Origin of the sequence: Streptococcus sp. SG2 (assembly GCF_030439925.1) — a bacterium.
Classification (GTDB): domain Bacteria; phylum Bacillota; class Bacilli; order Lactobacillales; family Streptococcaceae; genus Streptococcus; species Streptococcus gordonii.
The window spans coordinates 1-25,674 of record NZ_JAQFJD010000003.1; the positions used below are offsets into that span (position 1 = coordinate 1).

Consider the following 25,674-nt stretch of genomic DNA (forward strand, 5'->3'; position numbering starts at 1 on the left):
CTCCAATCTGCATACTCCCATAAGTGCAGATAATAATCTTTATAACAGCGCTTGACTATCCCTTCAACTTGTTTGTATACGTCCTCAAACTTCATTGACTAGTCCTTTCTTTTGGTTTTAGAGGATTCCTCCTCACCTATTAATCTATCAAAGATCCAAACTGTTGCGGACATTGGGGTGTATTTGTCACAAATTTATTTTTATAATGAATTTAAAAATGCTTTTCACATACTCTTTGATGTATTTTTTAGCAAAAGAAAAACAAATCATCTTCAAGAATGATTTGTTTTTAGATATTAGAGTTCTTTTTTATAGTTCTCTACTTCAGTTTTGTTAGCCCAAACAAAGTGGCCAGGTTTAATTTCAACCATTTCAGGTTTTTCAACTGAATAGTCATGTTGATCCGGATCGTAGACTTTAAGTACTTTTTTACGTTCTAAGATTGGATCTGGAATTGGAACAGCTGATAATAACGATTTGGTATAAGGATGAATTGGATTGTTAAAGAGCTCTTCTGTTTCAGCAACCTCAACAATAACACCTTTATAGATAACTGCGATACGATCCGAAATGAAGCGTACCACTGACAAATCGTGAGCGATGAATAGGTAGGTCAACCCTAGCTCTTTTTGGAATTTCTTTAGAAGGTTTAGCACTTGAGCACGAACAGATACATCCAAAGCTGAAATTGGTTCATCAGCAATAACGAAATCTGGCTGCATGACTAGAGCCCGCGCTATCCCAATACGTTGACGTTGCCCACCCGAGAATTCATGCGGATAACGTGTCAAATGTTCGGAAAGCAATCCAACTTCATGAATAATATCTTTAACCTTTTGAACTCTTTCTTCTTCATTTTCAAACAAATGATAGTTGTACAAGCCCTCAGAAATGATATAGTCAACTGTTGCACGCTCGTTTAAGCTCGCAGCAGGATCCTGGAATATCATTTGAATCTTACGAATAATTTCCGAAGATTCTTTTCTAGACTTCTTCCCATTAATCTGCTTACCATCAAAGAAGATTTCACCTTTACTCGTCTCATTCAAACCAATGATTGCACGACCGATAGTAGTCTTTCCTGAACCTGATTCGCCAACGAGCGAGAAAGTTTCACCTCTATTAATAAAGAAATTTGCATTTTTAACAGCGACAAATTTCTTCTTCCCTTCACCAAAGGAAATCTCCAAATCTTTAACTTCTACTAATTTTTCAGACATTTCCTTCCTCCTAGCCTTCTAAATGAGCAAAGCCCATATTCAAGCGAATTTTATCATGTAAGTTTTCAATAATTTCAGGCTTGTGAACCTTTGGTGCATCTTCATGAAGCAACCAAGTTTTAGCCCAGTGAGTTTCTGTGACTTGGAATTGTGGTGCTTTTTCTTCGAAATCAATTTGCATAGCGTAATCCGAACGAAGAGCAAAGGCATCACCTTTCAACTCGGTATAAAGAGACGGAGGAGTTCCTGGGATAGAGAAGAGTTCACCATGATCATTGGCCAACTGTGGCAAGCTAGATAACAAGCTCCATGTATAAGGATGGCGTGGATCGTAAAAAATTTCTTCAACCGTCCCGTATTCAACAATCTCACCAGCATACATAACCGCTACTTTATCGGCAATACTAGCAACAACACCCAAGTCATGAGTGATAAATATAGTTGTAAAGCGGTATTCGTTCTGCAATGATTTCAAAAGTTCGATAATTTGTGCTTGAATTGTCACATCCAAAGCTGTTGTTGGCTCATCACAAATTAGAATATCTGGACGACAGGCAAGAGCAATCGCGATAACAATACGTTGGCGCATTCCTCCAGAATATTGGAAAGGATACTCTTCAAACCGACGTTCTGCATCAGGTATTCCAACTTTTTTCATATAGTCGATTGCCATTTCTTTGGCTTCTTTTGCATCTTTGCCTTGGTGTTTGATAATAACTTCAGTAATTTGGCTTCCTATTGTATTGATTGGATCCAAACTAGTCATAGGATCTTGGAAAATCGTAGCGATCTTAGCACCACGAATTTTTTCCCAATCTTTATTTGATTTTAAAGTTGTCAAATCTTGACCACGGTAGTTAATAACACCTTGCGCAACGCGCCCATTATCTTCCAACATCCCAGTGAATGTTTTAGTCAACACAGACTTACCTGATCCGGATTCTCCTACCAAAGCTAATACTTCCCCTTCAACCAAATCAAGGGAAACACCACGAATAGCTGTCAGGACTTTATCACGAACGTCAAATTCCACGACAATATCGCGAGCAGTCAATATTACATTTTTATTTTGTATCATATTTACTCCTATCTATGTGTACGTGGATCACTAGCATCCGCTAAATTTTGTCCGACGATGAAAAGGGACAAGGATACCAAAATCAAGGTTGTCAATGGAATCCAGAAAAGGTAAGCATTAGTTGTAACGTTTTGTGAATAGTCAGAAATCAAACGCCCTAAACTTGGCACAGTGACTGGAAGCCCCAAACCAAAGAAAGAAAGGAAGGCTTCATAAGAGATAAAGCTTGGCAGCATTTGAGAGCTAGTCGTCATGATAACAGATACCAATTGTGGCATAATGTTTCGAGCAACAATTTTAAAAGTAGACGTTCCCAAAGTACGGCTGGCAAGGTTGTACTCTAAATCACGGTACCGCATGATTTGTACACGAATTAAGTAAGCAATCGAAATCCATGAAGTAATCGTCATGGCAAAGATTAGATTCCAGAATCCGGCCCCGATTGAATAAGTCAAAACAATAACGATCAACAATTGCGGAATATTTGAGATAACGTTATAGACTTCCATCATAACACGGTCAACTGATTTGGAAATCCCCCAAATACCACCAACAACAATCCCAATGATCAAGTTAATGGCTGTCGCAATAACGGAAATCAAGATAGAATTACGAGCACCAAACCATACTCCATCAAAAAGAGATTTACCATTGCTATCTGTACCAAACCAATATTTCCCATTTGGCGCAATATAACGAGCACTAAAGTCATTAACTTTACTTACATCGTTATAATCAAAGTCAGACAACATTGGGTAAATAAAACTCATTAAAATAATGGTTAACAAAATCGCCAACATAATAATGGTAGATTTCTTTTTCAGAAATTGACGAATAACAGATCTCCAGTATGAATAGGCTGGAGCATCAATTGCTTCAGAGGCAAAATCATCGCGTTTGACAAATTGGAATTTATTTTTATCAATAGAAGCCATTATTTACCTCCTTTTGTTGTTAATTTAATACGTGGGTCAAGCATTGTCATCAAAATATCACCTAAGAGTAAGGCAAAGACTGATAAACCAGTGAAAATGAAGACCAATCCGACTACCATAGAATTATTTGAAGCTTTAACTGAGTCGATCAACATTTTACCCATACCAGGGAAAGCGAAGACAGTCTCTGTCAAGGTTGCCCCTTGAATAACTCCAATAACAGCCCCTGGAATTCCTGATACCAATGGAACCATGGCATTTTTGAAAATGTGTTTATTTGAAATTTCTTTTTCAGATAATCCTTTAGCACGGGCAAAACGTACAAAGTCTTGGGATTGCAAGTCAATCATATAACGACGAATCCAGATAGCTGTGCTTGGCGCACCCAAAAGTCCCAGAATTACTGCCGGAAGAACATATGAACGCCAGTCTCCTGCACCAAGAACTGGGAAAGAATCTGGAAGACCAACCGAAGAACCACCTAAGCGAATAATATAAACCAAGGCAATTGTTGGTAGGGCCAAAAGGAAGGTCAAGAGACCTGTTAATGAACTATCAATCCAAGTGTTTTTGAAGCGAGCCATGTAAGATCCTAATGGGACAGCAATCAGATAAGAGATCGCAATACCAATCAAACCAATAATTGCTGAGCTAACAAGCATGGATGGATATTGATAGTTGCTCTCTGTAGCTGTATATGGATCATCTTTTCCATAGTTAGCAATATCTCGCGAATCAGCTTTACTTGGTGACTTGTAAGTTCGTGAATAGATATTAACTGATGAAATTTTCTTTCCTGTAGGGAATTGAACTTCAGCTGACTTTGTTTGTCCTTGTCCTTGTGAAATAACCTGTAACACAGGAATATTTGCATAAGTTGGGTAAGAATTTCCTAGGTTCAAGGTCACAAAATTTTGATGAACAAACGGAAATTGACCATTAAAGTATAGTAAATATTTATGCTTAGTCCCTGATCCAACTACAGACCAACCAATAGCAGGGTCGTTTTCAATACGAATATAACGTTTAAGTTTTGGATTCGTTTCATCTTTGACAAAACCAGTATGGTCAAATTGAATTAAATTCCCATAGAAGCCAAGAACACGTTCCAGAACTGGCACCTCACGAACAGCATAAAACTGCTTGCTTTCTTCAAATTGGTGAAGCTTCCAGCCATTACCTAATTTTTTGATATAAGCTTCGTAGATTTTTTTGTTTGCATCAGTTCCTTCAACCGTTACAGAGCTATCTTCCTTGCTAGCTTTCTCCTGTAACTCTTTCGTATCATAATAATCCACATAGCCCATACGTTCATAGATTGTGTTTTCGTAATTAGCTTTTTTATCTTTTGTGGTTGCTATCTTGTTATAGTTAGGGTCCTGTTTAAAAATCAATTTTCTTGGCACCATTGTATAAATAATGGTATAGGTCAAAGCCGTTACTAAGAAAATCGACACCAGGGAGCGTAAGATACGCATAAATATATATTTCTTCATTTATCGTTTCCTTTAAAATCCCAAAAGAACTTTCTCTCCTTTTAGAGAAAGTTCTAATGATTGGTTATTTCACGTGTTTTTCTAACTCTTCTTGTGCTTTTTTATTAGATTCTGCACGTTCTTTATTCCATTTTTCTTGAGCTTTCTGATATTCTTTGGCTGTGACAGCTTTATCTTGTAATTTCAGATATTTGTAACTTGCCATGTCACGACCTTTAGCACCAGACCAAGCAAAAGGAGCTGTAAATGGTACAATCTTAGTTAAAACTGGACGTCCAGTTCTACTTGTTGTTGGTATCAACAAGGCGCTATCTGTTAGCCATGCTTGAGCAGCTGCATATTTTTCATAGCGTTTATTTACATCTGTCTTTTCAGCGGCAGCTTCATCAACTAGCTTAGCATACTCCTTCAAACCAACTTGGTCTGCAGCTGCATTTTCTTTACCATCAAAGCCTAAGAATGTCTTGGTATTTTCACCGCCAGGCTTGATAATTTCAAGATAAGTTGATGGATCTTGATAGTCAGGAGACCAACCAACATTATCAGAAATATCCCAGTCTTCTTCAGCAGCTGAAGCAGCATAATATGTGATGTTCAAAACATCATCAGTCTTCATTTGATGAATGTCAACAACCACATTGTCTGTCCCAAGCGAGCTCTCAATTGATTGTTTCAAAGATTGAACACGCTGAACTTTAGCACTAGCAGTTTGGTCTACTGGCATATCCAAATGAATAGGGAATTCTACACCTTCTTCTTGGAGAGCTTTTTTAGCTTTCGCAAATTCAGCTTTAGCTTTTTCTTTATTGTAAAGACCATCTTGAGCATCGTCGAAGTTTACATCTTTCCACTCATCTCCATAGCTAGCCACTTTTTCTTTCACAAGTTCACCGAAGCTCTTACCATCTGCCTGAACAAAAGTAGGTGGAATGTAGAGATTGCGGAGCATTTTCGTAGCCCCTTCTTTACCGTTAACTTGTGAAGCATAAGCCGTTCTGTCGAATGCAAAACTCAAAGCTTGACGGAAATCTTTATTCATCAAAGCTTTCTTTGTTGATGATTTTTGTGCATCACTTGACTTAGCTGTGTGATTGTACGCTTGACGATCAATGTTCACCCCAACTAAATAGCTTGAAGAATCTTGAGGAGTATAAACGATATTATCTTTGAATTCTTTTTCTACTTTAGAGAAGGTAGCACTTGTAGGAGCCAGTCTAGCCGCACTTAGAGCACCTTTAGCAAATTGCTCAGCTGGTTTACCTTGATCTTGCCCGTCAAAGTATGTTAATTTAACATCGCTCACATGGACATTATCTTTATCCCAATAATTTGGATTTTTAGCAAATTCAATAGATGATTTAGATGTGATAGATTTTAGTAGGAATGGCCCGTTGTATAGAAGACTAGTTGGGTCAGCAGCTTGAGCAAACTTGTCGCCTTTAGACTTCAAGAACTCTTCATTGACTGGATAAAGGATACCCATTGTTGTTTTAGAGTTCCAGAAACTTTCTGGCTCATTTAAAGTATATTGAACTGTGTGGTCATCAACTGCTTTAACACCAACTGATGAGAAATCCTTTGTTTTACCATTAACGTAGTCATCCAAGCCCTTGATAGAACTTTGAACAAGATAAAGAGTTTCAGACTTGTTGTCAGCAGCGTACTTTAGACCTGCCACAAAGTCTTGTGCCTTGACATCAGCATATTCTTCACCATCAGAAGTATACCATTTAGCATCCTTACGAAGTTTATAAGTATAAGTCAAGCCATCCTTAGACACTGTCCAATCTTCAGCCATCGATGGAACCAAGTTTCCATAGTTGTCATTTTCCAAAAGACCATCAATCAAGTTAGCTGTAAGGTCAGTTGTTGCTGCTTTACTAGAGATCAAATAATTCAAGTTTTCTGGATCAACTTCGTAGATATAGTTAAAAGCTTGATCTGCGCCAGAGCTTGATGAGTTTGATGAGTTTGATGTAGAATTTGAGCACGCTGCAAGAACGCCAGTAGCCAAGAGAGCAACTCCCGCAAGTGCAAGGATTTTACCTTTCTTCATCGTATATTCTCCATTTCAATTTCAAATTTAGTTTTGTCTAAGATTATATCACATAATAATTTAAATGTAAACCAGAATTGTCAGAATATTTTGTGATATTGACCTACATAGCCCACAAATACAATGGTTCCTATAGGATATTCAACTTGTGAAATATTGACGATTTCAAAAACAACGGGTCTTATTATTCTCTTTTCGTTCTAAAAAAACAACTATCCTTCTTCTCACTTAATTACTAAAACACCCCTATCTCTCATTGAGATAGGGGGGGTTACATTATTTTATATGTTTCTCAAGTTCTTCTTGAGCTTTTTTGTTGGATTCTTCTTTTTCTTTAATCCATTTCTTCTCAGCTTCTTGATACTCTTTCTTCGTTACTGGTTTATCTTGAAGCTTGATGTATTTGTAGAGAACAGATCCATCCGATTTGTTACCAGTCCAACCAAATGGAGTTGTGAATGGAACAACTTTAGTAACGCCTGCTCCACCACCGTTAGAACCACTTGGGAGTAGAATTGAACTATCTGTCAACCAAGCTTGAGCAGCTGCATATTTTTCGTAGCGTTTCGTTGTATCTGTCTTTTCAGCAGCAGCTTCATCCAACAATTTTCCAAATTCATCCATGCCGATTTGTTTAGCAGCAGCATTTCCACTACCAGCTTCAAATCCAAGGAAAGACTTCGTGTTATCACCTGTTTCTGGGTGTAGAATCTCTAAGTAGGATGACGGATCTTGGAAGTCAGGAGTCCAGCCAAGTTGGTCTGTGATATCCCAATCCAAAGCAGCTGCATTTGGAGCGTAGTAAGTGATGTTCTGAACATCTTCTTGAGATAGCATTTGAATATCAACTACAACATTGTCTGTCCCCAAACTCTTTTCAATAGACTGTTTCATTGATTGAACACGTTTAACGCCAAGAGTGTTGGTTTGGATCGCTGGAATATCCAGATGAATTGGGAATTCTACACCTTCTGCTTGAAGGGCTTCTTTTGCTTTGGAGAATTCTGCTTTTGCTTTCTCTGGATTGTAGAGACCGTTAGTCGCATCTGAGAAATCAACATCTTTCCACTCATCACCGTATTTAACAACATCTTCTTTTACGACATCTCCAAAATTCTTATCACCAACTTGAACAAATGTTGGTGGGACATAGAGATTACGAACAGATTTAAGAGCTCCTTCCTCACCGTTCACTTGGTCAGAATAGGCCTTACGGTCATAAGCAAAGTTCAAAGCCTGACGGAAATCTTTGTTTAAGATAGCTTTTTTAGTAGATGTTTTTTGTGCATCTGTCGATTTAGAGGTATGATTGTAACTTTGGCGATCAATGTTTGTGAAAACTACAAAGGAGGATGATCCTTGAGGACTAAAGATAATATTGTCTTTATACTCTTTCTCTACAGACGCATAGTTTGAACTACGAGGATAAACACGCGCCTTACTATAAGAGCCATCTTTAAAACCACGAATTAAGGATTCTTGGTCTTGCCCATCATAGAAAGCTAATTTAACATTGTCTACATGAACATTGTCCTTATCCCAATAGTTTGGATTTTTCGCAAACTCGATAGAGGACTTCGAAGTTACGCTTTTCAACAAGAATGGTCCATTATAAAGGATACTTGATGGATCTGTAGCTTGACCGAACTTGTCACCTTTAGATTTCAAGAACTCTTCATTAACAGGGAATAAGATACCCATTGTTAATTTAGAATTCCAGAAGCTTTCTGGATGTTCTAAGGTAAATTGCAAAGTATGATCATCGACAGCTTTAATTCCTACCGTTGAGAAGTCCTTTGTTTCCCCTTTTGCATAAGCAGCCAATCCTTTGATAGAATTTTCTACCATGTAAAGAGCTTCTGACTTCTTATCTACAGCATGTTTCAAACCTGTCACAAAGTCCTTAGCAGTCACATCTGCATACTCTTCACCATCAGATGTGTACCATTTTGCGTTCTTACGCAATTTGTAAGTGTAAGTCAGGCCATCCTTAGATACACTCCAGTCCTCCGCGATAGAAGGAACAAGATTACCATATTGGTCATTTTCCAACAAACCGTCAATGACATTCGATGTGATATCATGGGTAGAGGTCTTACCAGACAAGGTATAGTCCAAAGTTTCTGGGTCTGTTTGATAAACATAAGTAAAATTAGTATTTGTGTTTGATGATCCAGACTTAGAACTAGAGCAGGCAGCTAAGACACCAACAGCAAGTAAAGTAACACCAGCCATGGCTAAAACATTACGTTTTTTCATAACATTCTCCTATTTAGGTTAGATTTATCTTAGATTATAACACTTCTCAAATAGAAATGAAAACCTTTTTATCAAAAAAAATCTATATTGTTATAATTATTTTTTATAGCTGGTTATAGCATATTGGAGGTTGTCTGTAAAATCAGCCAAAAGAGCTGATCAAACCAAGCAAAGCCAACACTTAAGACCTGATAATCTCAAGCTTACAAAAAACGAGAAAGCTATTTTGCCTCCTCGTTAGGGTTGTTTTTATTTTACATGTTTTTCTAACTCTTTTTGAGCTTTTTCATTAGATGATTCTTTTTCTTTCATCCAGGTTTTAAATGCCTTCTCATAATCCTTAGATGTCAAAACATCCTCTTGAAGTTGCATGTATTTATAATTTGTAGCAGTCCCCTTGCTTCCAATCCAAGAGTAAGCTCTAGTAAATGGAACTGATTTTTGAACCAGCGGATTGGCACCGTTTGAGATGCTTGGAAGGGTCAATCCACTATCTGTCAACCAAGCTTGAGAATTTGCATATTTTTCATAACGCACGCTCGTATCAGACGTTTCCTTATTTGCATCGTCATTCAGAGCTTTATAATCATTTAATCCTAGAGCTGACACAACATCTTGATTTTGACCCGGTTCAATTCCAATCGCTTGTAGCAATCCACCATTTGTAGGATCAAAAACATCTAAATACGTAGAAGGATCTTGATAATCAGGAGTCCAACCACTGGTTGAAAGATCATAATCTTTTTGAGCAGCCGAGTTGGCGAAATAACCCGTATTATTAAAGTCATCTTCGGACATTTGCTGGAGATCAACTACTACATTATCTTTTCCTAGAGCTGACTCAACAGACTGCTTAAAGGAACTAGCTTGTTGAATTCCAGCCTTATCAGACTGACTCACTGGCAAATCTAGATGAATTGGGAAATTCACACCTTGAGCCTGCAGTGCTTCTTTAGCTTTTGCAAACTCTGTTTTAGCTTTTTCAGCATTATATAGACCGTCTTGAGCATCCTCTAACTTGACATCAGACCACTCTTGACCGTAGCTCGCTAGTTTTTCTTTCACGACATCTCCAAAATTCCGATCCCTAATCTGCACGAATGTCGGTGGTACTGCAAGATTACGCAAGACCATTGATGCGCCGTCTTCACCATTCGTTTGAGCTGCGTAAGCTTTTCGGTCAAAAGCAAAACCGACTGCCTGACGGAAATCTTTGTTTAAAATAGCAGCCTTGGTATCTGATTTTTGCTTGTCATCTTTCTTAGAAGTATGATTATAAGACTGACGATTCACATTAAAGACATAGAAAAATGAAGTTCCACCTTGTTGAGAATAAGTAATATTATCCGCATATTTCTTTTTAACAGAGGCATAGTTTGAACTATTTGGGAATACACGAGCCAGGGTATAAGCACCATCGCTAAAATTACGAACTAAGGATTCTTGATCGGATCCATCATAATAAGATAGTTTTACATCTTCAATGGGAACATTTTCTTTATCCCAATAATTTTCGTTTTTCTTATATTCAATAGAAGATTTTGCCGTTAAAGACTTCAAAATATAAGGACCATTGTACAAAATACTAGACGGTTTAGCTGAGCCAAAACTATTTCCTTGGGAAGCTAAGAAATCAGCATTTATCGGGAATAAGATACCACTAGTCGTCTTCGAATTCCAGTAACTTTCTGGCTTATTCAAAGTATACTGTACTGTATAATCATCCAGTGCTTTTACACCTACAGTAGAAAAGTCTTTAGTTTCCCCTTTGATATAGGCATCCAATCCTTTGATAGAATTTTGAACAAGGTAAAGAGCTTCAGATTTGCCATCGGCTGCGTGCTTCAATCCTGTCACAAAATCTTGAGCTTTTACCTCAGCATACTCTTCGCCATCTGAGGTATACCACTTAGCATCTTTTCGAAGCTTGTAAGTATAGGTCAAACCATCCTTAGATACGGTCCAATCTTCAGCAAGAGACGGAATCAAATTCCCATACTTATCATTTTCAAGCAAACCATCAATCAGATTTCCAGTCACATCTGAAGTGGTAGCACGATTAGCAACTACATAGTCCAAAGAATCTGGATCATTACTATATACATAAGAATACACCTTTGTATTAGATGCTGTTGAACTACAAGCAGCTAAAATCACAGAAGATAAAACTGCAAGTCCAACTCCAACAAATCTTTTTTTCTTATTCATGAAATACTCCTTTCAAAATAAGAGATATTCAAATCATCCATGAGAGGTTTTCTCTGAAATATCACTCTAGTTTTTTACCATTTTGTCCATTATACCCTATTTCCCTGAAAAAATAAATCGTTTTAAGTAAAAATTGACTATTTTTTCATTTTTCATGTCAGAAAACATTACATATGAGCAAAAAACTCTACATCACAAAGATGTAGAGCCTTAGGTCTATTTAACATGATCAGCCAATTCTTCTTGAGCTTTGGCATTTGATTTTTCTTTTTCTTTCTTCCATTTTTTCTCAGCGGCTTTGTAGTCTTTCGCCGTTACAATGTCATTTTGAACTTCTCTGTACTTAAAGACGTAAGCATCACCTTTGATACCAACCAGAGAGTAAGGTTTTGTGAACGGAACTGCCTTCATAACAAGCGGACTACCACCGTTTGATTGAATCGGAATGACCAAAGAGCTATCTGTTAACCAAGCTTGAGCTGCTGCATATTTTGTATAGCGAGCAGTTGTATCTTGTTTTTCAGAATCTGCCTCTTCATTTAATTTCTTAAATTCATTCAAGCCCAGTTTGTCTGCTAAATCAGCATTTTGTCCTTTTTCCAAACCGATATTTTGGAGCATATCTCCTTTATCTGGATCAAAAATATTCAAATAAGTTGATGGATCTTGGAAGTCAGGACCCCAACCAGCAATGTTGACATCGTAGTCTTTTTGAGCCGCAGTCTCCGCAAAGTACGTTACATTATTTTTATTTTCTGTAGACATTTGCTGTACATCAATAACAACATTATCTTTACCAAGGGCTTCTTCAACTGATTGTTTAAATGAATTAGCCTGCTGTACCAAGAGGTTGTTTGTTTGTTCAACAGGAAGATCTAAGTGAATTGGGAATTCAACACCTTGTGCTTGGAGAGCTTCTTTTGCTTTGGCAAATTCTGCCTTAGCTTTCTCAACATTAAAGAGTCCATCCTGAGCATCGTCCAACTTAACACCCTTCCACTCATCACCATAGCTCACCAAATCTTTTTCAACTATGTCTCCGAAGTTCTTTTCACCAATCTGAACGAATGTTGGCGGTACTAAGCTATTTCTAAGTGAGCTAGTTGCTCCCTCTTGACCGTTTTGCTGAGCTCCATAAACTGTCCGATTGAAAGCGAAGTTGATAGCCTGACGGAAATCTTTATTTAAGAGAGCAGCTGTTGTAGATGTCTTTTGAGCATCTGTTGTCTTGGCTGTAAAATTGTAGGCTTTACGGTTGTAGTTAAAGGCGTAAAAGAATGATGTTGCATCTTGAGGAGAGTATACAATATTGTCTTTGTATTGTTTTTGTACTGAAGCATAACTTGAACTATTTGGATACAAACGAGCTTGTGTGTATGTACCATCTTTAAAGTTACGAACAAGCGCCTCTTGATCAGAACCATCAAAGTAAGTCAACTTGACGTCTGAAATTTTCACGTTGCCCTTATCCCAATAGTTGTCATTTTTTGTATATTCAATAGATGATTTAGATGTGAAGGACTTCAGGAAATATGGACCGTTATAGAGAATTCCTGAAGGTTTTACAGTACCGAAATCTTTACCAGATGATTTTAAAAATTCTTCGTTAATTGGGAAAAGAATACCCATTGTGGTTTTAGAATTCCAATAACTTTCTGGCTGATTGAGTGTATATTGGACTGTATAATCGTCAATCGCCTTAACTCCAACTGTTGAGAAATCCTTACTTTCACCTTTTACATAAGCATCCAAACCTTTGATAGAGCTTTGAACAATCGGCAACGCATCTGAATTGCTGTCAGCCGCGTGCTTCAAACCAGTAACAAAGTCCTGCGCTTTGACTTCTGCATATTCTTCACCCTCAGAAGTATACCATTTAGCACCCTTCCGAAGCTTATATGTATAAGTCAAACCATCTTTCGACACTGTCCAATCTTCTGCCAGAGATGGCACAAGATTTCCGTATCTATCATTTTCTAATAGTCCATCCACTAAGTTTGCAATAACATCAGACGTAGTTGAACGATTAGTATTTGTATAATCCAAGGTATCTGGGTCTGTTGAATAGACATAAGAATAAGTCTTTGAAGCCCCTGAGTTAGAATTTCCACATGCTGCTAAGGTAAAAACAGAAGCAAGCGTAAGCCCTAAAACAGCTAATTTTTTCACTGGTTTCATTGGTGCATCTCCTTTTAATGTTATTTGTATTATTATACTCTATTATTTTATAAAAACAAGTATTTTTTTAAAAAAATTTAAGCATTATATTGTTTTTTGTTCCACGAACGCCTACACATTCACTTTTGTTCGTCTTTTTGTTTAAAATAAAAATAATGTAAAATGATCATTAAAAAAACGTTCATATTCACAAAGTATATTTATTCATAATACTTTTTTTCAAAGAAGGCAAACCTCTACAACAGCTATTTTTATGGTACAATAGGATTAACCTTACTCAAAGGAAGAGATATGAAAAAAATTATAGTACTTTTATTTACTTGTTTATTTTGCAGCTTCTGTCCTCTTGTTTCCGCAGATGACTTTGATGTTGCCGCCAAAAATGCTATCGCTTTTGACGTAAATACTGGAAAAATTCTCTATGAAAAAGAGGCTACTACCCCTGTACCAATAGGAAGTCTGACCAAACTGCTATCAGCCTATCTGGTCTATGATGCCATAAAAGCTGAGAAAATTACTATGGACAGCCAGGTTGAAATTTCCGAATATGCTCTAAAGCTGACAACTAATTACGACATCAGCAACCTCCCTCTAGACAAAGGAAGCTACTCTGTCGAAGAATTATTAGAAGCGTCTCTTATCGCCAATGCTAACAGCGCTACTATCGCCCTAGCTGAAAAAATTGCTGGAAGCGAAAAAAAGTTTGTCGATCTTATGAAAGCCAAACTAAAAGAATGGGGAATTTCTGACGCAAAAATTGTCAATTCAACTGGTTTAAACAACTCTCATCTCGGAGATAATATCTATCCCAATTCCAAAAAAGATGAAGAAAATCAGCTAAGCGCCTATGATATGGCTCTTATATCTTATCATCTCATTAAAGATTATCCGCAAGTTTTAAATATTACCGAAAAGACTAGCTTCAACTTTGACGGATTAGAAGTCAATAGTTCGAATTATATGTTAAAAGATATGCCCTCTTATCGTAAGGGAGTGGATGGATTAAAGACAGGTATCTCCGACCAAGGCGGCCTCTCCTTCATCGCTTCTGCCAATGAAAGAGATATGCGACTCATTACAGTCGTTTTAAATGTCGAAAATGCTGAAGAAGATATAAAAGCTCTTTTCCTAGCCACTGCTAGCATCATGGACTATATCGCTAATAACTTCGTAGTAACTACACTAGCCGAAAAGGGAACCCCTTATGAAGACAGTCACATTCCAATCATTAACGGAAGCGAAGATCAAATCAAGGTTGTTGCATCAAATGATTTGAATATTATCCAGAGAATCGGGAGTGACTCAGAACCAAAAGTCACTTTCAAAAAAAATAAACAGGAGTTCAAAGCTCCTCTCGCTGCTCATACACCAATAGGAACTTTAAGCTACAAAGACACTGATTTAATTGGAAAGGGCTACTTAAAAGAACAACCCAGCATTACAATGGAAACGGAAAAGGAAGTTGCGCAAGGCTTTTTCTTGAAAGTCTGGTGGAATAACTTTGTAGAATATGTTAATAAAAAATTATAGAAACATCAGGAAGGAAAACTTCCTGATGTTTTTTTGAATAAAAAAATCAATTGAAGCGATGTTTTCACTTCTTATTTTATTCTAAACTGCAACTTAAACATCACCAAATCTTAAAGGGGACAAAGTAACTACTAGAACTTCTTAGTCGCTCAATCCACCACAAGACAGAGCCAGAAGAAATACATGAACAATTTCTATTAGCTTAATTGTTCATTCCCACCCTGCTGATTTTTAAAAGCACACACTTCATCCACACTAAAAAAGGCTGAGATAGTTTTATCTCAGCCTGGCTTTTTCATATTCAAAAGATTCTTTAACAAAAAACCTAAATAGTCTTCTAAACCTAAGTTTAGAAACAAGAGGAACAATCTTTGTTGTAAAAATAATTTACTCTTGCTCCACAGGTTTTATCCAACTGACCCTTCCATTTCATAGCTGATCAAGCGATTCAGCTCAACAGCATATTCCATAGGCAGTTCTTTGGTGAATGGCTCAACAAAACCCATGACAATCATTTCTGTTGCTTCGGATTCGGACAAACCACGGCTCATGAGATAGTAGAGTTGTTCTTCTGAAATCTTAGAAACCTTGGCCTCATGCTCCAGAGCAACCTGAGAATTGTGAATTTCATTAAAGGGAATGGTATCCGAAGCCGAAAGATCATCCATGATAATCGTATCACACTCGATATGACTGACAGATTTCTTAGAATTTTTAGCAAAGGTTACTTGACCACGGTAGTCTACCTTACCTCCGCCCTTAGCAATAGACTTAGACACGATAGAGGAGCTGGTATGAGGTGCATTGTGGATCATTTTAGCCCCTGTATCTTGATGCTGATTGGTATTGGCAAAGGCAATGGAAAGCATGGTTCCACGCGCACCAGGTCCGTCCAAATAGACAGATGGATATTTCATAGTCGTTTTCGCACCGAGGTTCCCATCAATCCACTCAACGGTCGCATCTTTCATAGCCCGCGCCCGCTTGGTCACGAGGTTGTAGACATTATCTGACCAGTTTTGGATAGTTGTGTAGCGCATATAGGCACCATCAAGGGCAAAAATTTCAACAATAGCCGCATGAAGACTATTACTAGAGTATGTCGGAGCTGTACACCCTTCTACATAATGAACACTAGCACCCTCATCGACGATGATCAAAGTCCGCTCAAACTGACCAGAATTCTCATTGTTAATTCGGAAGTAGGTTTGTAGCGGAATATCCACTTTGACACCTTTTGGAACATAGATGAAAGTACCACCAGACCAGACGGCGGAGTTGAGGGCTGCCAACTTGTTATCTGTCGGAGGAACCAGCTTAGCAAAATATTGCTTGAAAAGCTCAGGGTATTCCTTAAGAGCTGAGTCGGTATCCGTAAAGACGATGCCTAGCTTTTGGAACTCTTCCTTCATATTATGATAAACCACTTCAGACTCATACTGGGCTGCCGCACCAGCGAGGTAGGCTCTCTCCGCTTCTGGGATCCCAATCTTCTCAAAGGTTTCCTTAATCTTCTCAGGCACTTCATCCCAACTTCTAGCCGGCTTATCAGACGCCTTTTGGTAATAAATCAAGTCATCAAAGTTAATCTCTGACAAATCCGGCCCCCAAGTCTGCATCGGCATCTTCTTGAAAGCCTCGTAGGATTTGAGGCGGAAATCCAGCATCCATTCTGGTTCATCCTTTGCAGCTGAAAGCTCACGAATGACCGCTTCATTCAGCCCTTTTCCTGTTGAGAGGACAGGTTCGACATCATCATGGAAACCAAACTTGTACTCACCGAGATCAATCGGTTTTGGTTCTACTCTTTCTTCTGACATAATTTCCTTTCACATTCTTACTTTTTATCTTCTTCAATTGCTCGCTTGAGGGCATTCCAACCCAAGGTAGCACACTTAATTCGCTGCGGGAATTTGGCAACGCCAGCTAAAAAGGCTCCATCTCCCAATTCTTTCTGGCGACTGTCTTCCTGGCCCTGAACCATTTGCGAGAAGACTTCTGCTAATTCCAGCGCCTGCTCTTTTGTCTTGCCCAGAACCGCATCCGTCATCATGCTAGCCGAAGCCGTTGAGATAGTACAGCCGGAATTAACAAAAGCAACATCCTCAATCTCATCTTTATCATTAAACTTCACAGACAAGCTGATAACATCGCCACAGGTTGGGTTATTGAGAACTACCTGCTCTACATCTTCCAGCTTACCATGATGATGGGGGTGAGCCGAGTGGTCGGTCACAACCGCCTTGTAAAGACTGTCTAACTTAGAAAGCGCCATTGAAAAACTCCTTTGTCTTTTCTAAAGCATCTACCAGCTTGTCACAATCTGCATAGGTATTGTAGATATAAAAGCTAGCCCGCACAGTCGCTGGCACCTGCAGATAGGTGAGTAGGGGCTGAGCACAATGGTGCCCCGCCCGAACAGCTACTCCTTCGTAGTCTAGAGCCGTCGCGACATCATGCGGATGAAGACCATCCAGGTTAAAGGCAATCACGCCGGAGCGCTGAGCCAAATCTTGAGAGCCATATATGGTCAAGCCTTCCACTGCCTGAAGTTTAGGAAATACATAGGCAATCAGATCCTGCTCATGCTGAGTAATAGCATCCATGCCCAAGTCTTCCAAATAATCAATAGCCGCTGCAAGACCGATTGCTCCTGCCATATTCGGCGTTCCAGCCTCAAACTTCCACGGAAGCTCCTTCCAAGTCGCTTCCTGCTCATAGACAAAATCAATCATTTCGCCGCCGTACTCGACTGGCGACATCTGCTCTAGCAGTTCTTCCTTACCATAGAGAACCCCGATACCAGTTGGGCCTGCCATCTTATGTCCCGAAAAGGCGAAGAAATCTACATCCAAATCCTGTACATCAATCTTCATGTGTGGAGTAGATTGAGCCCCGTCCACCACCAAAAGCGCTCCTTGCTGATGAACCAGCTGGGCAATCTCCTTGATGGGATTGATGACCCCAAGGACATTAGAAGCATGAGCCAGAGAGACAAACTTTGTCCGCTCATTGAGCTTGGCACGGAAATCTTCCATATCCAGAGCACCATTTTTGAGATAGACATAGACCAGCTTGGCTCCAGTCTTCCTACAAGCTTCCTGCCAGGGAATGACATTGGAATGGTGCTCCATAATCGAAATCAGCACTTCATCACCAGGTTGCAGCCTTTCAGCCGCAAACCGAGCCACCCAATTGAGACTCGTTGTGGTCCCTCGTGTAAAGAGGACTTCTCTGCTAGAAGCTGCATTGATAAAAGAACGAACTCTTTCTCTGGCTACTTCATAAGCTGTCGTCGCCCGCTCGGCCAGCGTATGCACACCACGGTGGACGTTGGCATTGTCTCTAAGATAGTAGTTCTCGATAGCCGCTAGCACCCGCGTGGGTTTCTGGGTTGTCGCCGCATTGTCCAAATAAACCAAAGGCTCATCATTGACAATTTGGTCCAAAATGGGAAAATCTTGCTTGATTGCTTCTGCATTAAATCCAGACATAAAGACTCCTATCTACTACACGGGCCAAGGCCCAGCTTTTTATCTTTTTGCGAGAATAATATCGATATTTTCAATCATTTCATCACGGACTTCTTTAACAGGGATTTCTACAATCACTGAGCCTAAGAAACCACGTACGACCAAGCGCTCTGCCGTTGCCTTATCAAGACCCCGACTCATGAGGTAATACATATCTTCTGGATCCACCTGGCCGATAGAAGCTGCGTGACCAGCCGTCACATCGTTCTCGTCAATCAAGAGAATTGGATTAGCATCTGAGCGAGCTTGATCAGACAGCATGAGAACCCGGCTTTCCTGCTGGGCGTCTGCTCCCTTTGCCCCTTTGATAATATGGCCGATACCATTGAAGGTCAGGGTTCCTTTTTCCAGGATAACCCCGTGTTGCAGGATATTTCCGATAGAGTTGCAGCCATAGTTAGTTACGCGGGTGTCAATTCCCTGAACTTGCTTGCCACTTGAGAGAGCCACTACCTTCATATCCGCATGGCTACCCTTGCCATATAAGTCACTATCGAAGTCCGCTACGACATTACCTTCGTTCATAACACCGATGGCCCAGTCAATCATAGCATCATTGTCCAGCTTGCCACGACGACTGATATAAGCCGTTACATTTTCGCCCAAACGATCAATAGCCGAAAACTTAATCTGAGCACCAGCCTGAGCAATGACTTCTACTGTGATATTAGCTGTTGCAGGAACAGATCCTTCACCGTAAGTTTCCAAGCGTTCCAAGTAGTTAACCTTAGAATGTTTGCCTGCAATAATTAAAATATGCTTGTTAAAAGGAACATCGCTTTCGCTATCCTGATAAAAAATTCCTTCAATTGGCTGGTCAATCTCAACATTGTCAGGTACATAAAGAACCGCGCCACTATTGAAATAAGCCGTATGGTAAGCCGCCAATTTGTCCTCGTCATACTTGACCGCAGACATAAAGTGCTTTTCTACCAACTCTGGAATCTCTTCCAAGGCAGAGTGGAAATCTGTGAAGATCACACCTTGCGTCTCCAAGTCAGCCGGAAATTGCTCAAGGACAGTTTGGGTTCCCATTTGGATAAATTTAAGATTGTCTCCAAGAGCCGTGAAATCTGGCACATTGGTCAATGGATCGCTCTCTGAAATACGGCCGTCGCCCAGATTCCAACGGTGAAATTTAACCCGTTCAATAATAGGCAAATCCAGTTGATCAATCTTGTCAAAAGCCATCTGACGGAGATTAGCCAACCATTCTGGCTCTGCGTGCAACTGTGAAAATTCTTGAATTAATTCTTTAGTCATGTCATTCTCCTATCTTTTATCAAAGTCAAAAGAACGTTTGACTAGACTTCTTCGGTATAGTTGAAGCCCAATTCTTCAGCCAACTTAGCATAACCTTCTTTTTCCAAGCGTACTGCCAATTCAGGACCGCCAGAAAGAACAACCTTGCCCTCCATCATAACATGAACTTTATCTGGAGTGATGTAGTTAAGCAAACGCTGGTAGTGGGTGATAATCATAGCACCAAAACCTTCACCGCGCATGGCATTAACCCCTTTAGACACAACCTTAAGAGCATCAATATCCAGACCAGAGTCAATCTCATCCAAGAGCGCAAAAGTTGGCTCTAACATAAGTAACTGTAGGATTTCATTGCGTTTCTTTTCTCCACCAGAGAATCCTTCATTGAGATAGCGCTCAGCCATTTCTTCTTTCATGTTAAGCAACTCCATCTTTTCATCCAGCTTCATGATAAAGTCGCGAACAGAGATTTTCTCTTCGTCTTCTTTGCCAGCATTCATAGCTGCACGGAGAAACTCGGCATTAGTAATACCAGGAATTTCACTAGGATACTGCATCGCAAGGAAGAGCCCCATACGAGCACGCTCGTCTACTTCCAATTCTAAAATGTTAACTCCGTCAAAGAGGATTTCTCCTTGGGTAACTTCGTAATTGGGATTACCCATAATAGCAGCAGAAAGAGTGGATTTACCTGTACCATTTGGTCCCATAATAGCAGCCACTTCTCCTGTTTTCAAGGTAAGGTTAACCCCCTTGAGAATTTCTTTTCCTTCAATTTCAACATGAAGATCTTTGATTTCTAATACAGACATTGTGTCCTTTCCTTTCTTTATCGTATTCCACTCATTAGTATAGCAAAAAAAAGCCCAAAAGGCTTTTATTTTGATTAGAATTGTTCTTATTTATGTTCTTTATTCTTCCAACGTCGACGCACTTCTTCTCTATAAGAAGAGTTTCCAATATACCGCATAATTTTTAAAAGCGGTGTACGGTTTGGTCCTAAAATTTCAATCAATTCTGCAAGCAACTCTACTCCAAAAAGCAAACCAATAACCAGAAGTACACCACCAACTCGACTTGAAATATTGAGCAATAGAGAGATTGTAGCAAAAATCAACGAAATCCCATAAATCACCAAAACCGTTCCTCTATGAGTCAAGCCCAAAGAAAGTAAACGGTGATGCAAGTGGTTGCGGTCAGGTTGATAGAATTTTTGACCTGATAAAGTCCGACGTACAATAGCCAAAAATGTATCCGCAATCGGCACACCCAAAATAATCATAGGCGTCACCACAGCAACAGCCGTTGCATTTTTCAAACCTTGTAAGGACAGAACCGAAATCATAAACCCAATAAAGAGGGCTCCAGTATCTCCACCGTATATAATCGCTGGATGATAGTTATAAGGGAAGAAACCTGCAATCGAAGCTACTAAGACAAAAATTGTCAGGGTTAAGAATAAGTTATGGTCAGGCAGGAAGAAATAAGATACAACTCCCATTGTCAGCAAGGAGATTATTGATACACCGCTAACCAAACCATCTAACCCATCCATAAGATTCACCGCATTTGTAATAGATACAATCCAAATCAAGGTTAAAATAAAGGATAACCAAGGAGGGAAAAAGAGATGAGGACCACCGAAAGGAATTTTAAAGTCATTTAAGCGAAAATCCGTCAAGAGCCAAATCAAAGAAGCAGCAACAACAATTCCAAGTAGCTTAGGTAAAGGAGACAACTCTTTTACATCGTCAATCAGACCTGTTAAGGCTACCACTCCACCTCCTAGGGCAACTGGCCAAATATAATCGAAATAAGTTTCTCCACGAAAAGTCACCTGCACAATAGTTGGCATCATGATTAAACTTGTGATCGAAAAAGCTATAACGACCGCTAGGCCACCTGCACTAGGCATAGGCTTTTTATTAATTCGTCGGGCATTAGGATAGTCAACTGCATCAATTTTAAAGGCCAAAATGCGAACCAGAGGCGTTAACAAGATACCAATAAAAAAGGTGCCCAGCAAGACCATAATAAATTTCAAAGGAAATGTAACCATCAGCAGTTTACCTTTTGAAGATGTTGCACAGCATCTGTTACAATCAACAAGTGACCGTGCTCTTGAAGAAGGGCTCTCGTCGTATCTGTATCCTCAGCATGTTCACGCATTGTTGCCAGAAGCCAAGCAGGATAACGACTCGGACGACCTTCAATATCTACTAGAATAGTCAAATAGTAATGCTGATCCATCTTGTATAGCTCTGATGTATCAACTGGATAGTGGATAGTCTTGGTGAAAGCGATCAGATTTTTCAAGTCAGAAAAACGCAAGATATAATAAATATAGCGATCTTGTTCTTGCCCTTCTTCTGGCTCAGATGCATCTTCCTCTTCTGCTTTTTCCAGCATTTGAACAGCATCTATATCATCACGGCTTTTTTCAAAGATGTTTTTTTCAAGCGTCTTTAGAAATTCATCCGGAGTCATTTGAGACAGTTCGTCCATATCAGGCAAGTCAGCCAAATCTTCAAAATTCAAATTTTTATCTACTTTAGATTTTGTGACAAAAACGTCTAATTTGTCTGGTTTTGGAGTCACCCGAAAACTCAGCATTCCACTATCTAAAAAGCTTTCTGGCATTTCGAGTTCATCTAAAATGGTATAGAAAAATTCCTCCGTCTTTTCCTGAGGAACCAGAAAATCTGCCATCTCCATGCCGTGCTCTTCTAGATCTTCTAATTTAATTGTGATCTTAATTGTTGATTCACTAATTTGCTTCACTTCCATTGTTCTACCTCGTACATACTAGTCCTTCCATTATACTAAATTCCCCTATGTTTTTCAAAGGTTAAAGTCAGTCTTCTTCTTGATTTCAAAAGAAAAGAGCTGGCATCCCAACTCTTTCGGTTTATTTTGCAAACAAAGCCTTAAAAACCCAATAAATAAGCAATAAAGTGCCTAGGCCAATCCGATATTTACCAAACACGGTAAAATCATGTTTTTTAACATAATCTGTCAGGAATCGAATGACATACATACTTACCCCAAAGGCCACAATCATAGCCACCAGCAAGAGAGTCAATTGACCCAAATCAAGACTATTTCCTTTTAGGATAAACTTCAGAACCTTAATACCACTAGCCCCAAACATAACTGGGATTCCTAAGAAAAAGGTAAATTCTGTTACAACAGAACGACTGGTTCCATTTAAAAGACCACCTACGATAGTTGCTCCTGATCTACTGGTCCCTGGAAAGAGCGACAAAACTTGGAAGAAACCTATGTAGAGAGCTGTTTTGTAAGGAAGCTTCTCTATATTCGTCACAGTCGGCTCTACTTCCTGATTACGTCGTTCTATAAGAATGAAGGCAATCCCATAAATAATCAACATAATTGCTACAGAAACAAAATTATGGAAATTCTTTTCAAACCAGTTATCAAGTGGAATTCCTATTATAACTGCTGGCAAGGAAGCCACTACTACTTTAGCCCAGAGTTGCCATGTTTTCTGAACTTGGCGGGGTGTTTTATCCGGTTTAAAAGGATTGAGCTTATCAAAATAAATGAAGACAACAGCTAAGATAGCCCCCAGCTGGATAACCACGTTGAACATTTCCATAAAAGCAGCATTTTGCTTTTGGTAATGAATAAACTCTTGAACCAGAATCAGGTGTCCAGTACTAGAAATGGGCAACCATTCTGTAATCCCTTCGATAATTCCAAAAATAACGGACTTTATAATCTCAATGAAGAACATCTTTTCTCCTAAATTTACTTTTATACTTTAAAAATTATAAAAAACATCGATAAAAAATTCAATTAAAAACTGTGTCACTGGGGAATTTCTAGAAGGAGCCTCCGCCCCCTCCGCCTCCTCCACCAGAGAAGCCACCACCATCAAAACCGCCTGAATCACTTCCACTTGATATGGAGAAAGTACTTGCTGAACTGGCGGTTTGAACATAGGAATTTAGCAGGTCAACACCACCCGCAAAATGAAGACTTTGATCCGTCAAAACAAATCTTTCTAGCTCTTCATTTTCTAGATGAATATCTTGGACTTTCATCACCTTGCTGACTCGTTTTGCATAACCAAAAAGAGTAGCGTAGACCAACAGACGATTCCAAAGGATCACACCCTCAACTTCTGTTTTATCAAATTTAGCAATATCGCGAAGCATATTGGCAAAACTCCGCCACTCCACCACTTCATCAATGTAATCCTCATTCAGGAGATTATCGCTACGTTTGGTCACAAAAGCATTCAAAGGAATTCCAATAATCAAGACCAGCAAAAATCCCAAAGAATATTGCCAAAAGAACTCCCTAAATAGGAAACCAAATCCAATTAAAGAAAACATTAGTAGCAGAAAAACCAAGAGATAGAGCAAGCAACCACGATTCCTCATTTTTTCTTCTTCCTTGTTTAGACTACGAAAATGCGGATGCAAGCCCAGTCTTTGTTCTTCTTCTTTTATATCATTTGATAATTTGCGTAAATCTTTGATAAAACGATATCTTTTATCGCTCCCTTCCTTACGAACCTCAGCCTCGTCGTCCTTATCCTTAACTCCTTTGAGAATTTTTTTGTCAATCTGATAGGCAGAAAACATCGTGTCTGGTTCAACGGAGCTCTTATCACCGAATACCATCTCCACAAAAGTCAACTCAAAACCTGCCATCCCTTCATAATCCACAATCTCTAAGCGATGAGATTGTCCCTCTGTCACATATTTGAGATTTCCTCTATCTACCAGATCAAGTAAGGTCGCCTGAATTAAGTTAGAAAATAATAGGCGCCCCTTTTTGCCTTGCACAGGCCCTACCTTTTCGATATCTACATCATAGATATTTAGAGCTACTAGCATGGGTGGAAGATCTTGTGGAACTTCATAAAGTCGAGCCTGATCTGAAAAGCTTGTTTTTTGACGAGTCACCTTAAAATACCGAATCAAATAGTATATAGAAATCACAAAAATAACTAAGAAAACCACCGGAAGTATCTTGTAAACTAGATTCTGATAAAAGACCGTTTTTCGGACAATGTCCTGCTCCTGTTTTTCAAAACTATCCCGTCTATTTGTAATACCACCGTCATTGGTTAATGATTGACTAAAAAGCGACCGATCCCAGATACCATGAAGTTCAAAATGGTGTTTAGCTCCTAAAGAATCCAAAGTTACTTCAAAACCATTTTCAATTCTCTTTACTTCTGGATCTTTTTTGAAAAAACCAGTATGAGCAACCAAGCGAGCACTAGAATCCGGCTGAGAGGTGACCACAAATGAGACATGATCCATCCCAACCTCCCAGTCAGAAATTGGAATCCAATTTAACTCAGCTACATCCGGATACAGAAAAAGAAGGTTTTTTAATTGCCAAGTAATTTTGATTTTAACTCGGTCCCCACTATTTCCAGAATTATATATCTTGAGCTTTTTCCCGTCTTCAATCGGTACTTCCTCAATACTTTGCGGTTCCTTAGTTTTGCCATTCGTCTCAATTTCTACCACAGGGTTAGATTCTATTTCAAAATTCGAGGGCACCTTTCCCGCCTGCCCTAGGGTAATGTATTGACCGTTGTAGGGATCATCATAGACATAGGTCACTTCTTCGATAAAAGTTGCTGTATTGTCTTGATGGACTTCCAATCTCCCATTGTATTGTTCAATTCGACTGTCAATTTCAGCCGCCTTACCCCTAAAAGGTATCAGTAAAGTCACCAAAAACAAGATGGATATAATGAATAGTAATCTTTTTTTCACGTATATTCTCCATTCTATTCCTTCAACATCATCACTAGCACTTCCCTCGGAAGCATCTTTATATACTGCCAATTCCACTTATCCTCATGCACATTCAGGAATTATTATCGAAAAGAAGCTAGGAGGTCAGCTATCCTACTATTCAATTAGCAT

At 39.2% G+C, this 25,674-nt stretch carries 18 protein-coding genes; 1 reads left to right on the forward strand and 17 read right to left on the reverse strand.

Annotation, left to right across the window (positions count from 1 at the left end):
• Positions 1 to 296: 296 nt before the first annotated feature.
• The 8 genes from PCY09_RS06950 to PCY09_RS06985 form a co-directional block, all read right to left on the reverse strand.
• Positions 297 to 1,220 carry an ATP-binding cassette domain-containing protein gene (locus PCY09_RS06950; protein ID WP_061582793.1) on the reverse strand — a complete coding sequence of 308 codons (924 nt, stop codon included), beginning with the start codon at positions 1,218 to 1,220 and terminating at the stop codon, positions 297 to 299.
• A gap of 10 nt (positions 1,221 to 1,230) precedes the next feature.
• Entirely contained in the window at positions 1,231 to 2,298 is a 1,068-nt protein-coding gene (locus tag PCY09_RS06955) for an ABC transporter ATP-binding protein (RefSeq protein ID WP_008809622.1), read from the reverse strand.
• 8 nt (positions 2,299 to 2,306) lie between these two features.
• Positions 2,307 to 3,233: an oligopeptide ABC transporter permease OppC gene (gene oppC, locus PCY09_RS06960; RefSeq protein WP_008809623.1), complete on the reverse strand. Its 927-nt coding sequence runs from the start codon at positions 3,231 to 3,233 to the stop codon at positions 2,307 to 2,309.
• Positions 3,233 to 4,729 carry an ABC transporter permease gene (locus PCY09_RS06965; RefSeq protein WP_061601875.1) on the reverse strand — a complete coding sequence of 499 codons (1,497 nt, stop codon included), beginning with the start codon at positions 4,727 to 4,729 and terminating at the stop codon, positions 3,233 to 3,235. Before PCY09_RS06965 ends, oppC begins: the two co-directional genes overlap by 1 nt.
• 64 nt (positions 4,730 to 4,793) lie before the next feature.
• The gene (locus PCY09_RS06970; protein ID WP_008809625.1) at positions 4,794 to 6,785 is read right to left on the reverse strand and encodes a peptide ABC transporter substrate-binding protein; all 1,992 of its coding nucleotides are present in this window, start codon (positions 6,783 to 6,785) and stop codon (positions 4,794 to 4,796) included.
• Positions 6,786 to 7,061: 276 nt separating this feature from the next.
• A complete protein-coding gene (locus PCY09_RS06975; protein ID WP_125397157.1) occupies positions 7,062 to 9,044 on the reverse strand; it encodes a peptide ABC transporter substrate-binding protein in 1,983 nt (660 codons plus the stop codon).
• Positions 9,045 to 9,293: 249 nt separating this feature from the next.
• Positions 9,294 to 11,252 carry a peptide ABC transporter substrate-binding protein gene (locus tag PCY09_RS06980; RefSeq protein WP_125397158.1) on the reverse strand — a complete coding sequence of 653 codons (1,959 nt, stop codon included), beginning with the start codon at positions 11,250 to 11,252 and terminating at the stop codon, positions 9,294 to 9,296.
• A 216-nt stretch (positions 11,253 to 11,468) separates the two neighbouring features.
• The gene (locus PCY09_RS06985; protein WP_045634050.1) at positions 11,469 to 13,430 is read right to left on the reverse strand and encodes a peptide ABC transporter substrate-binding protein; all 1,962 of its coding nucleotides are present in this window, start codon (positions 13,428 to 13,430) and stop codon (positions 11,469 to 11,471) included.
• A gap of 291 nt (positions 13,431 to 13,721) precedes the next feature.
• On the opposite strand from PCY09_RS06985, the gene pbp3 reads away from it, so the two are divergent.
• Complete coding sequence (pbp3, locus tag PCY09_RS06990) at positions 13,722 to 14,960, forward strand: D-alanyl-D-alanine carboxypeptidase PBP3 (protein WP_061601879.1); 1,239 nt, start codon at positions 13,722 to 13,724, stop codon at positions 14,958 to 14,960.
• A gap of 407 nt (positions 14,961 to 15,367) precedes the next feature.
• Here the strand turns inward: pbp3 and sufB are convergent, their stop codons facing one another.
• From sufB to PCY09_RS07035, 9 genes are all read right to left on the reverse strand, one after another.
• Entirely contained in the window at positions 15,368 to 16,780 is a 1,413-nt protein-coding gene (sufB, locus tag PCY09_RS06995; protein WP_008809630.1) for a Fe-S cluster assembly protein SufB, read from the reverse strand.
• A 17-nt stretch (positions 16,781 to 16,797) separates the two neighbouring features.
• Positions 16,798 to 17,235 carry a Fe-S cluster assembly sulfur transfer protein SufU gene (gene sufU, locus PCY09_RS07000; protein ID WP_061582787.1) on the reverse strand — a complete coding sequence of 146 codons (438 nt, stop codon included), beginning with the start codon at positions 17,233 to 17,235 and terminating at the stop codon, positions 16,798 to 16,800.
• Positions 17,222 to 18,454, reverse strand: coding sequence for a cysteine desulfurase (locus PCY09_RS07005; RefSeq protein ID WP_061601880.1), 1,233 nt, complete (start codon positions 18,452 to 18,454; stop codon positions 17,222 to 17,224). Before PCY09_RS07005 ends, sufU begins: the two co-directional genes overlap by 14 nt.
• 39 nt (positions 18,455 to 18,493) lie before the next feature.
• Positions 18,494 to 19,756: a Fe-S cluster assembly protein SufD gene (gene sufD / locus PCY09_RS07010; RefSeq protein WP_061601881.1), complete on the reverse strand. Its 1,263-nt coding sequence runs from the start codon at positions 19,754 to 19,756 to the stop codon at positions 18,494 to 18,496.
• Between the two features lie 41 nt (positions 19,757 to 19,797).
• Positions 19,798 to 20,568, reverse strand: coding sequence for a Fe-S cluster assembly ATPase SufC (gene sufC, locus PCY09_RS07015; RefSeq protein WP_048775324.1), 771 nt, complete (start codon positions 20,566 to 20,568; stop codon positions 19,798 to 19,800).
• 86 nt (positions 20,569 to 20,654) lie between these two features.
• Entirely contained in the window at positions 20,655 to 21,821 is a 1,167-nt protein-coding gene (locus PCY09_RS07020; protein WP_082307405.1) for a glycosyltransferase family 4 protein, read from the reverse strand.
• Positions 21,815 to 22,543, reverse strand: a complete 729-nt coding sequence (mecA, locus tag PCY09_RS07025; protein WP_082307404.1) for an adaptor protein MecA — start codon at positions 22,541 to 22,543, stop codon at positions 21,815 to 21,817. Before mecA ends, PCY09_RS07020 begins: the two co-directional genes overlap by 7 nt.
• Before the next feature lie 121 nt (positions 22,544 to 22,664).
• Entirely contained in the window at positions 22,665 to 23,513 is an 849-nt protein-coding gene (locus tag PCY09_RS07030; RefSeq protein WP_082307403.1) for an undecaprenyl-diphosphate phosphatase, read from the reverse strand.
• A gap of 88 nt (positions 23,514 to 23,601) precedes the next feature.
• On the reverse strand, positions 23,602 to 25,593 hold the full coding sequence (locus PCY09_RS07035) for a DUF2207 domain-containing protein (RefSeq protein ID WP_260468548.1): 1,992 nt from the start codon (positions 25,591 to 25,593) through the stop codon (positions 23,602 to 23,604).
• Positions 25,594 to 25,674 lie beyond the last annotated feature (81 nt).